The sequence below is a fragment of the Bartonella sp. AC70YNML genome, assembly GCF_042196545.1.
GTDB lineage: Bacteria > Pseudomonadota > Alphaproteobacteria > Rhizobiales > Rhizobiaceae > Bartonella.
Window position 1 is genome coordinate 169,542 of sequence record NZ_JBHIQK010000002.1, and the last position, 13,898, is coordinate 183,439.

At 37.4% G+C, this 13,898-nt stretch carries 5 protein-coding genes and 1 pseudogene; 4 read left to right on the top strand and 2 right to left on the bottom strand.

The window, feature by feature from the left end; translation table 11 throughout:
- Nucleotides 1-76: 76 nt before the first annotated feature.
- Nucleotides 77-2,509, bottom strand: coding sequence for a DNA topoisomerase (ATP-hydrolyzing) subunit B (gene gyrB / locus ACFIMU_RS02880; protein ID WP_375696805.1), 2,433 nt, complete (start codon nt 2,507-2,509; stop codon nt 77-79).
- Nucleotides 2,510-3,414: 905 nt separating this feature from the next.
- Here gyrB and ACFIMU_RS02885 point away from each other — a divergent pair.
- Nucleotides 3,415-4,320, top strand: a complete 906-nt coding sequence (locus ACFIMU_RS02885) for a transporter substrate-binding domain-containing protein (protein ID WP_375614914.1) — start codon at nt 3,415-3,417, stop codon at nt 4,318-4,320.
- Nucleotides 4,321-4,331: 11 nt separating this feature from the next.
- On the opposite strand, the gene ACFIMU_RS02890 is transcribed toward ACFIMU_RS02885, so the two are convergent.
- A complete protein-coding gene (locus ACFIMU_RS02890) occupies nt 4,332-5,864 on the bottom strand; it encodes a YifB family Mg chelatase-like AAA ATPase (protein WP_375606130.1) in 1,533 nt (510 codons plus the stop codon).
- Between the two features lie 409 nt (nt 5,865-6,273).
- On the opposite strand from ACFIMU_RS02890, the gene ACFIMU_RS02895 reads away from it, so the two are divergent.
- The 3 genes and pseudogenes from ACFIMU_RS02895 to ACFIMU_RS02905 form a co-directional block, all read left to right on the top strand.
- Nucleotides 6,274-8,238, top strand: coding sequence for an autotransporter assembly complex family protein (locus ACFIMU_RS02895; RefSeq protein ID WP_375606131.1), 1,965 nt, complete (start codon nt 6,274-6,276; stop codon nt 8,236-8,238).
- Nucleotides 8,238-12,896 (top strand): translocation/assembly module TamB domain-containing protein, encoded by a 4,659-nt coding sequence (locus tag ACFIMU_RS02900; RefSeq protein WP_375696806.1) that lies wholly within the window; start codon nt 8,238-8,240, stop codon nt 12,894-12,896. The genes ACFIMU_RS02895 and ACFIMU_RS02900 overlap by 1 nt, the downstream gene beginning before the upstream one ends.
- A gap of 429 nt (nt 12,897-13,325) precedes the next feature.
- A pseudogene (locus tag ACFIMU_RS02905) lies at nt 13,326-13,592 on the top strand (Arm DNA-binding domain-containing protein); the annotation flags it as partial.
- Nucleotides 13,593-13,898 lie beyond the last annotated feature (306 nt).

The window sequence follows — 13,898 nt, forward strand, 5'->3', positions numbered from 1 at the left end:
GAGAGGGAATGTTCAACTACGAAAAAACAACGTATAAAACTACGACGTTTACACAGCCAAAAACAGAAGAGTATCTTTAGATATCAAGATTGGCAACGCTTAAGGCATTGTCTTGAATAAAAATACGTCTAGGTTCAACTTCATCACCCATGAGACGAGAAAAGAGTGAATCTGCATCGGTTGCATCATTAATTTTTACTTGTAAAAGAGAACGTGCATTGGGATCAAGCGTTGTTTCCCAAAGTTGTTCAGCATTCATTTCCCCAAGACCTTTATAACGTTGAAGAGTAACACCTTTTTTACCGTTTGTAAAAATGCTCTCTAAAAGGCTCATAGGACCAAAAATACGCTCTGTTTTATCTTTGCGACGTAAAAGAACAGGAGGATGATATATGTCGATAAAATTTTGGGAAATGCGATCAATTTGGCGTGCGTCAGTTGAATTTATAAGTCCCACATCAAGCGTAACAACATCTTTAACACCACGTAAAATACGCTCAAAACATAAGTTTCCATCTGCTGTATATTGTCCACTCCAACCTTGTTCCATATCATCAGCAATCAGATTAAGGCGGTGTGCTACAGTATCTGCTATTTTTTGCGCTTTTTCTTGTGTTGCAAAGACTTCAAGATTAAAAGCGCCAACAATTGCTGCTTGTTCAACAATATTACGGTCATAACGGGTATGAAGACCATTTAAAAGTTGACGTAATATACGAGCATCTTTAGCGAGTTGATACAAATCAGCTCCTGCACGAACTTCTCCCGTTGAAAGCTCAAGCGTTGTTTCTTCTAGTCCAGTATCAATCAAGAATTCTTCAAACGCTGCTTCATTTTTAATATATTGGGAAGATTTTCCACGCGATACTTTATAAAGAGGAGGCTGAGCAATATAAAGATGTCCACGTTCAATCAACTCGGGCATTTGTCTAAAAAAGAAAGTGAGCAGCAGCGTACGAATATGGGCTCCATCAACGTCCGCATCTGTCATGATAATAATCTTATGATAACGTAATTTATCGGGTGAAAATTCATCCTTACCGATAGACGTTCCAAGAGCTGTAATAAGTGTTCCAATCATATCAGATGAGAGCATGCGGTCGAAACGTGCTCGTTCAACATTGAGGATTTTACCACGAAGGGGTAAAATTGCTTGATTTTGACGTGAGCGCCCACTTTTTGCTGAACCGCCAGCCGAATCCCCCTCGACAATAAAGATTTCTGATTTTGCGGGATCTCGTTCTTGGCAATCGGCAAGCTTTCCTGGTAGAGAAGTGATATCAAGCGCCCCTTTTCGTCTTGTGAGTTCACGTGCTTTGCGTGCTGCTTCACGTGCTGTTGCAGCTTCTACCACTTTACTAATGAGAAGTTTTGCTTCATGAGGATGTTCTTCCAGCCATATTGAAAGACCTTCATTGACCAAACTTTCAACAATAGGGCGCACTTCAGAAGAGACTAACTTATCCTTTGTTTGTGAAGAAAATTTTGGATCAGGAACTTTGACAGAAAGAATAGCTGTTAATCCTTCACGGCAGTCATCACCGGTTAAGTTCACTTTTTCTTTTTTAGCAATACCTGAAGATTCAGCATAGCCATTAATTTGGCGTGTAAGGGCACTTCTGAAACCTATCAAATGAGTTCCACCGTCACGCTGAGGGATATTATTGGTAAAACACAAGACCTTCTCATGATAGGAATCATTCCACCATAGGGCAACATCAACGCTCATACCATCCTTTTCATTTGTAATATAAATAGGAGTATCAAGCAGCGCTTTTTTTGATTGATCAATATATTTCACAAACTCTATTAATCCACCTTCATAATGCAATTCAACGGATTTAATATCAGCATGACGCTCGTCAACAAGAAGAATATAAACCCCAGAATTTAGAAAGGCTAATTCCCGTAAACGACGCTCTAAAGTTTCAAAATCAAACTCAACCATAGTAAAGGTTTCAGAGCTTGGTAAAAATCTAATTTCTGTTCCACTTTCTTGATCGCAATCGCCAACAACTTTTAATGGAGCATCAGCTACCCCGTGGGTAAATGATATTTCATGAATTTTACCATTGCGTTTGATTTGCAATTTAAGCCAAACAGAGAGTGCATTCACAACAGAGACGCCAACACCGTGTAATCCGCCTGAAACTTTATAAGAGTTTTGATCAAACTTTCCGCCGGCATGAAGCTGTGTCATAATAACTTCAGCTGCAGAAATACCTTCTGTTGGATGGATATCTGTCGGAATTCCACGTCCATTATCACGAACAGAACAAGAACCATCAGCATGGAGTGTGACGTTTACAAGAGTTGCATGACCGGCTAAAGCCTCATCGATAGCATTGTCTACAACTTCATAGACCATATGATGTAACCCCGATCCATCATCAGTGTCACCGATATACATCCCAGGACGTTTGCGTACAGCATCAAGACCTTTGAGAACTTTGATAGAAGCCGCATCATAGTCATGGCTTTGTGCCGGTGAGGTTATTTCATCACTCATAAGTTAGTCCATTCCTGTGTTCAATTTCAATATTTTATCCGCTTTTTTAAAGCTCAATGTTCTGATAAGTTATTTATGGAATAACCACATTAAACATTTACCGTATATCAGATCTAGATTCAATATCTGTCGATATATAATGGAAAGAATGATGAAATGATATGACACAATTATACAGTAAAATACCGTCATTTAGGGTGATAATATAAGACAAGTAAGCACCTCTTTGGTATATTTAAGTATTTTTACAGTGCGTGGTGAATATTCAGGGCAGGGCTTAAACGCCTTTAGTTAAGTGAATCACAATGAGAAGACTAAAGAAATTAAAAGCGTAATTTATCGAGAGAAGCTGACTGTTTACAGAACAACGTTGGTACGAATCCTTTTCCTTTAAAATTTGAGGACGAGGCCAATTATGCTTTACGTAAACTTTAAACGTAAATTTTAAAATTATGTAAAGAGTAGTATTATTGTTTATTTTTGCATATGCATAATATTTCAAAATTAGTTGTGCATCTTTATGTTACACTAACGAGACTTTTACTTTCTTACCTATAAATCAATCTTCAATCTTAATGAAGTTAATATTACGCGTTCTCTAAGTTTTTTAACTTTTTGTATGTTAAATTGAGGTGAGAATATTGTGTATATTTGTTTGTATTATTCCTGTCCATGGAGGTTACATTTCTTATTCAAAATAAAACGCTATTGTGCGGCTTATTCACGCAATTTTTTAAGAAGTATTTTCAATGGTTTCAAAAAAAATATATGAAAACTGTTAAATTTTTTAACAGTTTTAAAAAATAGCAAGAATTTTATTTATTAAACGCCAGATATTTTGGTGAAGTGCGTTAGATAATAGTTAAGGAGAGTTGCATCTTAGTTTTGAAAATGGGGGAGAGATTTTGAAAATAAAAAAATCTATATATGTAAAACATCTTCAATTGCGTCTACGGTATCTTTTATTCAATAATCCATACAATATTTTTATTCGTATTTTATTTGTAGCAGGGGGGGTTCTATTTTCCTCTTACGCAGAAGCTGAAAGGCTGCCTTCTTTTTTTGATTCGCATGAACATTTGGTACAACCTGATACAACGGATATCTTTCGTTTGCGTTTTGTAACAACTTTTGATTTTCCTCCTTTTAATTTTCTTGATAAAACGGGGCATCTTGCAGGTTATAATATCGATTTATTGCGTGCTATTTGCTCAAAATTAGAATTAGAGAAGTTTTGTGAAGTAGAAGTTGTTCCTTGGAAAGAGCTTGTAGAACATGTTAACAATGGTGGTGCAGAAGTTATTATTGCAGGTTTAAAAGAAACAAATAAAACCCAGCAAGATCTTGTTTTTACAAAGCCATATTTGCGTTTTCCAGCGCGATTTGTTGCTACTCGACTTTTAAATCTCGATGAGCCAATAAGTGATCAATTGGTACATTTAACCAGTGGTGTTTTATCTAAAAGTGTTCACGAAAAGCTCTTTCATCACTATTTTCCTGAAGCCAAAGGACAAGAATTTAAAGGCAGGGCGGAGCTCTATAAAGCGTTACAGGAGCGTAAAATTGATCTTATTTTTGATGATGGATTTGCTTTATCTTTATGGCTAAACGATTCAAAAACCGCGAATTGCTGTCATTTTGTTGGGGGGGCATATATGGCGCCACAGTTATTGGGGCAAGGAATGCAGCTTGCTGTTGCAAAAAAGAATGAAAAATTGGTTGATATACTCAATTATGCGCTGAAATCTTTAGAAGAGGATGGTAAACTTACAGAACTTTATTTGCGTTATTTTCCAATAAGTTTTTATTGATGAGTAGTTTTTTAGTTAAGGGCTGTTAATCTTTCTGCGCCTAGTCGATAGGAAATAGCTTCTGCGAGATGATAGCGTGAAAGAGTATCTGATCCGTCAAGATCAGCAATTGTGCGTGCAACTTTGAGAATACGATGATAAGCGCGTGCAGAGAGGTGCATTTTTTCACTCACATCTCGTAAGAGTATGGTCGCACTTTTATCAGGAATGGCAATCTGTTCTATAATTTTGGCAGGGCAATCGCCATTGGTACGAATATGATCAAACCCCATTGTTGAAAAACGTTTAGCTTGAATGGTACGGCACCGTGCGACGCGTTTGGCAACGTCGCAGCTTTTTTCTGATTGTTCTGGTTGCATAAGGTCCATAGCCGTCAAAGCAGGGACATCAATCCGTAAATCAATTCGGTCAAGCAGAGGACCAGAAATACGGGACTGATAATCGATTTGACAGCGTATCCCTTTAGGGCAAACATGGTCTTTTTCGCCTGCCATACCACAACGGCAAGGATTCATTGCGGCAATAAGTTGGAATCGAGCAGGATAGCTAATATGGTGATTAGCGCGGGCGATAACTGACTCCCCACTTTCTAAAGGTTGACGAAGAGAATCAAGAACCTGTGGAGAAAATTCAGGCAATTCATCAAGGAATAACACACCATTATGAGCAAGGGAGACCTCTCCCGGTCGTCCTTTAAGCCCTCCACCAATCATTGCGGCCATGGACGCAGAATGATGTGGGGAACGAAAGGGGCAATGAAGTGAAATGGTATTATGAACCGTTTCTCCTGTAATAGAAGCAATCAGAGAGACATCTAAAAGCTCACGGCTATCAAGAGGTGGCAAAATGGAAGGTAAGCGTTGCGCTAGCATAGATTTTCCAGCACCAGGGGGACCTACAAACAAAAGGTTATGGCGTCCAGCAGCACAAACTTCTAAGGCACGTTTGGCTGTTTTTTGTCCTTTGATTTCGCAAAGATCTGGAAGTTCAGTTTCGATAGTATATTGGCGCGGTTGTGGACGTTTTTGAATTTGGGTTCCTTTGAAATGGTTGACTATAGTGAGCAGAGTCTCTGGGGCAAGAATATTTATTTCTGCATTTGCCCATGCTGCCTCAGGTCCACATTGAAAAGGACAAATCAGTCCTTTATCGAGTGATAAAGCTGTCATGGCGGCTGGTAACACACCATGAACAGCGGTAAGTGAACCATCTAATGATAATTCTCCTAAAATGACATAGTCTTCTGCTACTTCAGGAGGGAGGATTTCCATAGCAAGCATTAAGCCTACGGCAATTGGCAAATCATAATGTGATCCCTCTTTAGGTAAATCAGCTGGTGCAAGATTAATCGTAATTCGTTTAGTAGGCATAGAAAGTCCACAAGCGTGGAGGGCTGCTTGTACACGTTCACGGCTTTCTGCAACTGCCTTATCAGCTAATCCAACAATAGCCATTCCTATTTTACCAGACGAAATCATAACCTGTACATCGACAGGGACTGCTTCTAGACCGCGAAAAGCAACAGTTGTAATACGTGCGATCATTTATTTATTTTCCCCCTTTAGACTTGGTAGAGACAATCATATCTATTTATAAAAATCAAGAAGCATCTCTATAGCTTTTTTTATAGAGAGAACTATATACGTGGGCAGTTTTTTAGCATTCCCATGGAAAGTCATTTGTACAAATTTAACCATGATGATATGGGACGCAATAAAACATTTATAATAAGCTAAATAAATATGTTAAGAAAAAAAAGAATGAGGCTGTTCGTGTTATACAACAGTGCAGAATTTTATGAAAATATAAGGGGAGGATAACGTTATGTATCGCAGAGTGTTATTTGATGTGATAAAACGTGTAAAATGTGCAAAGTAATTATATTTACCTTTCTTATTTTTATATTATTTAAAGCGTAGTAGATGCAAAGTGTATTATAAGGTATCTGATTTTATGGTATACCAGACAAGAATTTTGTTAAAATCAGGGACTATGCGCTGTGTATTTATAGGCTTGTGTTTTACTTTTTCTTTTCCACAGCCACTTGCTGCATTTGATTTTTTCGGCATCCCTCTTTTTGGTCAAAAGAAAACAAATTCTTCTTCACATTATGCTAAAAGTACAGAGAAATTTTATAAAGTTGATGTTGTTGCACCGCCAGGTGCACCATTAGAAGGTATAAAAATAGTTAAATCTGTTTCTTCTCTTGTTGCTGATAAAGAGAAAGCATCCGCCAGTTCTTCTGGTTTGCTCGCCAAGGCGCGTTCAGATTATCGAGCAATTCTTTCTGCTCTTTATGCTGATGGACGCTATGGTGGTATTATTAGTATTAAAATTAATGGCTTAGAAGTCGCTGATTTAAGTCCGGTAACTCAACTTCCAGCACGGTCCAATATTGTTATTACAATTAATGCTGGTCCACAATATGTTTTTAGTATTGCAAATATTGATAAAGTAGCTCCGTTTGAAAAACGTAAAGCGCATAAAATGCCCACAATTGAAGAATTGGGCTATAAAGTTGGGGCTATTGCTAAATCTGAAACCATTTTGAAAGCAGAAAAATGGGCGATAGAAGGATGGCGGCAACAAGGTTATGCTAAAGCTAAAATTATGAAGAGTGAGGTCGTGGCTGACCATGCTGCGTTGCGTGTTGAAGGACGGATTGTTGTTGCTCCTGGACAAAAGGCTTATTATGGTCCTTTAAGTGTGCGTAATATAAGTAAGAAACCACGTGTAGATTCAGCTTATATCGCGTGGATGACCGGATTGAAACCAGGGCAGATATACGATTCCGATGCGTTAGCTAAGGGAAATGAACGTCTTGCGCGCCTTGGTGTTTTTCGTGCTATCAATATACGTGAGGCTGATACTATTAATCTAGATGGACGTTTACCGCTTGCACTTGTTGTACAAGAACATAAACCGCGTCGTTTTGGTGTAGGCGGTAGCTATTCAACTTTAGACGGTGCCGGTTTTGAGACTTATTGGATGCATAACAATCTTTTTGGTCATGCAGAGACTCTTAAAATTGAAACAAAAATAACTGGTGTTGGTAGCAATAAAAAGCAATCATATAATTTTAAAAATTTTGATTATCTTTTCGGAGGCACATTTGTAAAGCCCGGTGTACTCACGCCAGATACAGATTTCAGGTCAGAATTAAAAATACAACAAGATGTTTTAGAAAATTATACGACAAAAGCCATCAAAGGAAAATTAGGTATTACGCATATTTTTAATGGTAATCTATCGGGACAGGCTGCTGTAGAAGTTTCAAATGGTTATTCACGTGATGTCTATTTTGGGAGCCGTAATTTTACAACAATCGGTTTCCCTAGCGGCTTGATTTACGATAGTCGTAATAATAAGTTTAATGCAACAAAAGGTTTATATGGTGAAGTTTTCATTGAGCCTTTTTATGAGATGCGTTTTAGCAACTTTGTTGCAAAAGTAACAGCAGAAGGTCGCTCTTATTGGGCGTTGGATGAAGGGGATCGTTTTGTTGTTGCTGCGCGGGCAAAGCTTGGTACAATTCTTGGGAATGATACAGCACAAGTACCCGCAAATACGCTTTTTTTTGCTGGTGGTGGGGGCTCTGTTCGTGGTTATGCTTACCGTAATATTGGTATCAAAACAGAAAATGATGGGGTTGTTGGTGGACGGGCGCTTATTGAGGGGTCAGCAGAATTGCGTGTTTCTTTAAATGATAAAATAGGGTTTGTCAGTTTTCTTGATGGAGGTTTAGTAGGGGAAAAGGCGAATTTTGATTTTTCTCAAAAAATTAAATGGGGAGCCGGTATAGGAGGTCGTTATATGACGGGTCTTGGTCCTTTACGCGTTGATTTAGCCTTTCCTTTAAAGAGAGAGAAGGGTGACCCTCGCATTGGTTTTTATGTGGGTATAGGGCAAGCATTTTAATGAAAAAAGGTGCACGTTTATCAGCTTTCTTCTTTGTATTTTTGTTTTTTGGGGTGGGTTGTTTTGTTTTTGCGCAAAGAGGAGACATTCTTCCCTCTAGCGAAATGAAAACAGATGATCGCTCATGGTTTGTTTCTTTAATTGAACGAAAGCTTTCAGCGCCTAATCGTCAAGTTCGTTTACACAATATGCAAGGGACACTGTCTTCTCAAACATCAATTGATACTATTACTGTCAGTGATAAAAAAGGGGTTTGGCTTAAAATTACCAATGCTAAAATGGATTGGAATCGTCTAGCGTTGCTGAGAGGGCGGATGGATATTAACCAGCTTTCGGCAGAACAGGTTACATTTTTACGCAAACCGCAAGGCAATTCTTCTTTTGTTTCTTCCCTTGAGACAGGTAAGTTCTCTTTACCAAAATTGCCGCTTGCTCTTTCTATCAATACACTTACAGCCCAACATGTGACATTTGAACAGAATCTTTTTGGTTTTTCTGCTGATATATCCTTAAAAGGCAATTTCACCTTGGCTAGTGGTAATTTTGATGTCGATATAGCAGCTCATCGTTTAGATGCACCGGGTTCTTTTTCTGTTCTCACCAAGATATCTGATAGTAATCGTACAGCTCAAATTGATATTTCTGCTAACGAACCACAAAATGGTATTTTGGCGAATATTTTTAACATTGAACAACGTCCGGCATTAAATCTCGTCATGAAAGGTGATGGTACTTTTGATGATTTGGTTATCAAACTTTCTTTAGAGTCTGATCATCATTCTATTGTAGATGGTAATGTTATTCTTGCAAGCGTTCCAGAAGGACAGAGTTTTTCTACGAAATTAGAGGGAACACTGAGCCCTTTAATACCTTCTCAATATCGTAGTCTCTTTGAATCTAATATAACATTAAAAGCAAAGGCAAGAAGAACAAAAGAAGGTTTGACACACCTTGATCAGATGGTTATTCAGAACAAAGCAATGAATGTTATAGCCAATGCTGAAATAACCGCCGATGGATTCTTGCGACGGCTTTTTGTTGATGGCAAAATGGCTCTTGATAACGAAAAGGAGTCTGTTCATTTATCTGTATCAGAAGTGCCAAAACCTGCGAATACTCTTGCTTTGAACATTGACTATGGTCGCGAAGGGCAACAATCTTGGAATGGGCGGTTGGTTGTAAGTCATTTAAGCAATAAAAATATTTATATTCGCGATGCAATTTTTGATATGGGAGGAGTAAGCGAAAATCTTGATAATGTAGCTTCTCGTCATGTTGGTGTTCAGGTTAAAGGGACGCTTCAAGGGGTTAAAAAGATTAAGGGAGCGTTAGTAGAAAATTTAAGCCAAGCGGTTCATGTGCATTTAGATACGGATATTGTTTCGAATAAACCAATTTTGATTCATGATCTGAGTGTTACGGCTCAGGGTTTTTCTTCTTGGTTAAAAGGGACAATGGAGAATTTTGTTTTTAAAGGCGATCTCGGTTTAAAAGCTCAAACATTAACTCCTTTGGAAGTGTTCAGTAAACAATCACTTTCTGGTAGTGCAGATATTAAAGCCAAAGGAACGATCAGTTTATTGAGTGGCATTTTTGATCTCCAATTATCAGGAATGGCTGACGATATGAAAATAGGCATGCAGTCTTTTGATCGTTTATTCAAAGGAAATACTAGTCTTTCAGGTGGAGTTGCTCGAAATACAAAGGGCTTCATTTTACGTCATTGGAATTTGAAAAATCAATATACAAACATAAAGGCTAATGGTTATTTTTCAGATGAAAGCGCTAAAATGGACTTATCTGCTCAAATATCTGATTTGTCCAAATTAGACCCAAAGATAAGTGGTGCACTTACAATTCAAAGTACGGCGAGAGGGAGCAATAGCCATATAAAACTAAATACACGTGCTCATGTGGCTGAAGCACTCTTTGTGGGGAAGAAACTTCAAAACACAACGTTTAACATAGAGGCACTTATGGATAATACAGCACCGATTACTTCTTTAACAGGAGTTGTAAAAGGTGAAGGAACTTTTGCTAAGAAACCTTTGCATTTATCGGCCTCTTTTGAAGATTCTCATAAAATTCGAAAACTTGAAAATATCGATATTAGAGGGGGAAATGCAAAAATAACCGGTGGTCTTTCTCAACAACTTGGAGGTTTTTTGAAAGGAGCGCTGCATATTGATGCCGATGATATTTCCGTACTTTCAGCGTTATTTTTGCAGGATGGTAGTGGAAAAGTAAAAGGAGATTTTATTTTTGATGAACAAAATGGCAGACAAAAAACCAATGTGAAGGCGCATGTTAACCATTTGAATTTTTCCAAGAATAAAATAAAAAAATTGACAATAGATGCTGATATATTCGATCCTTTTGGCATGACTCAGTTTGAAGGAGTTCTCAATGCAGAACATATTCAAACACCTTTGGTAATGGTCAATCGTTTAAATGCTCACGCTGATAGGAATAATGGACAAACGGTTTTTACTGTTCAGGCGATGTTGCATGATACTCTCAATGCACGGCTTTCTGGTCGTTTAATGGTTGAGGAACTTCCAGAAAGTATAAAACGAGAAGTGCAAATTGAAACTGTGGACTTAAAACAACATACTTTTCATGCAACATTGCTGAAGCCATCCATAATTGCTTTTGATAAAGATGGAATGACAATCAATGAATTAGGAATTGCAATAAATGGGGGCAACATCATCTTAGCAGGGAATATTCAAGATACCCTGAATTTACAACTTACAATGAATGCCCTTCCTGCTACTTTAGTCAATTTGTGGAAATCCGATCTTGGAGCAGCAGGGAGTGTAACAGGGCAGGTTATGATTCGTGGTCATTTAAAAAAACCTGATATAAATTACGATATAAAAGGTGAGGGACTGACAACCGTTGCTTTTCAAGATAAAAAAATTATGCCTTTTTCTCTTTCTGCTACGGGAAACACTGTAGATCAAAATCTTACTTTGAATGCAAATTTAACAGGAGAAGGAGTACAAGCACAAGCTCAGGGGCATATATCTCTAGAGAAAAATGCGCTTGATTTTCATATTAATTTGCAAAATTTATCTGCGCGTTTGGCGAATGGTTTTATTGCAGGACAAGCACTTGATGGGACAGTGATAGGTAAAGTTGATATTGGTGGAACAATGAAGGATCCATCTGCTCATTTTGAGCTTTCTAGTCAAAATTTAACCGCTATGACGCCTAAAGGACCGATGTCAATCAATATAAATGCTCGTGGTTCTTATAAAAAATCGACATTTCATATTGAAAATATGATAGCTACTGGAGATAAAGGATTAGATCTTTCCATCCATGGGCCTGTATCTCTTAATGGTTCAGAGGCAAAATTAAACGTTAAAGGGATAATGCCTCTTGATTTTGTTAATCTCTTATTAGCCAAGCGTGGTGCACATATAACGGGTACAGCAAGAATTGATACAGCTCTTAATGGGGCATTATCAAAGCCACAATTGATAGGAAATATTTCTATAGGCGACGGTAGCTTTTTTGATTCACAAACAAATGTAGGATTGAATAATATAACAATTGAAGGCAAATTGAAAGGTGATCATATCCTTATAGAAAAAGCTTCAGCTTCTTCGTTTGAGGGGGGAGGAATTTCTGCTTCAGGTCGTATTTCTAATGGTCTAGAGACAGATTTGATATTTCATCTTGATAATGCCAATTATAATGATGGTTCTATGATTCTGGCAACATTATCAGGTGAGATGACAATGACAGGTCATTTTTTAAATGATCTTGTTCTTGGTGGTGATATCATCGTTGAAAAAGCTGAAGTTTTTGTTCCTGATCATTTTAAAAGTGCCAAGTTTCTTGATGTTAGAAATAAGAATTTAACTAAATCGATTCAAACAACACTTGAACGTGCTGATGTTAAGAACACGAACAAAAGCAAAAGCCGTATAGTTACACAAGAATCTTCATCTGTCGTGCTATCAAATATGCGTATTACTGCACGCAATCAATTTTTTGTACGCGGAAAAGGCTTAGATGCTGAACTGGGAGGACGCATTAATCTAGCAGGTCCATTGAATGATGTGCATCCAGTTGGTGAATTTAGAATGATTCGTGGACGTTTTGATATCCTGTCGCAACGTCTTAATTTCGATCAAGGACAAGCGAGTTTTAGTGGTAATCTTAATCCTACGGTTTATTTTGTAACCAACAATAACAGTGGTGATATTCGCGTCACTGTAACTGTAAGTGGGACGGTTGATAATCTTGATATTAATTTTTCATCACAACCAAATTTGCCTCAGGATGAGATTTTGGCGCGTTTGATTTTTAATCGCTCTCTTAATGAATTATCACCATTTCAGATTGCTCAACTTGCAGCGGCAGCGGCTGATCTTGCAGGTGGTTCTAATACATCTTTGTTGAATACTTTACGAACTAAAATTGGACTTGATGATCTTGATGTTATCGTTAATGAGAAGGGTAATACAGGCTTACGTATTGGACGCTACATACACAATAATATTTATTTGGGCTTTGAAGCAGGGTCTGATGGAACAACGAAAGGGACAATTAATTTAGATATTTCGCGTCATCTCAAAGCTAAAGGTGCCATAGGAAATGAACAAAATTCTAGTATAGGTCTCTTTTATGAAAGAGATTATTAAAGATTGAATTTAAAAAAACAATTTCTTCGTTTTTTGTCTCTCATTTCTAGATCTGAGGAAGAAGACATAGACTAGAAATACTATAAAAGAAGAAGCTTTTTGTTGAGGCGTGAAGAGAACTATCTGAAATATTCGATTTATTCTCTAAAGGGACAAAATCTTCACGAAAGATAGTATGTTATTTTGCTGCTATATATTTATTTCAGAGAAATACCTTATCTTATTTTCAAGCCCATGTGGTGCTGTTTCCTAAAGAATGTAGTGTGTGCAATATATTGATTTATAAAGATAATTTATCGTTATTCAACTTGAATTAGAACTATGCATATCATACGAATTTCTCTCGCGTTGAATCAATCAAAATCATTCGGCTTGCATGCTACAAGCTGGGAATCCTGTGTGGATAAAACTATTAAGAAATGACTAAAAATGCCTCTTATGAATCATCTCGAGAGCTAAGAGCTGTCGCAACATTAGGGGCTGGAAAATAGTGTAAATGGTGCCGGCTTGTTACTCCATAAGTGTAAAGATGGGGAGCTTAATGGATTTATCATTATACAATTCACGGATGTTATCGCGAAATGGGTTTGGGAAAGACTTTGAGAGAGGTTTCTTTAAAACAAGCAGGTGAATTTGCAACACAATGGCATTCTGTTTTTACGTGAAGGACATGATTCCATTAAAGAACGTGATAAATAAAAGCGTGAGGCAAGCGGAGAATTCATAAGATATTGATTTTATTGTCAAACGCATTTAAAGCAATACTTTTTAATAATAAAAATTACCTATTATTTTAGATTTTTGTTTATTGTATTTTTGAATGAGATCACTTTTCTTATAACAAATAGCCCTCCAAACAGAATACTCCAAAATATAACATTATTGTGTTGCAAGTTCACGTGCTTGTTTTAAAGAAAAATTTCTCAGTGTGCACTTGAGCCTATTTCATAAGATTGCTTGTGAAATGGTATAAAATACCTCTTATGAATGGTATAAAATCCA

Excerpts from the sequence above, each read along its gene's own strand:
- gyrB (WP_375696805.1), bottom strand. The coding sequence starts at position 2,509 with ATGAGTGATGAAATAACCTCACCGGCACAAAGCCATGACTATGATGCG.
- ACFIMU_RS02890 (WP_375606130.1), bottom strand. The coding sequence starts at position 5,864 with ATGATCGCACGTATTACAACTGTTGCTTTTCGCGGTCTAGAAGCAGTC.
- ACFIMU_RS02895 (WP_375606131.1), top strand. The coding sequence starts at position 6,274 with ATGGTATACCAGACAAGAATTTTGTTAAAATCAGGGACTATGCGCTGT.
- ACFIMU_RS02900 (WP_375696806.1), top strand. The coding sequence starts at position 8,238 with ATGAAAAAAGGTGCACGTTTATCAGCTTTCTTCTTTGTATTTTTGTTT.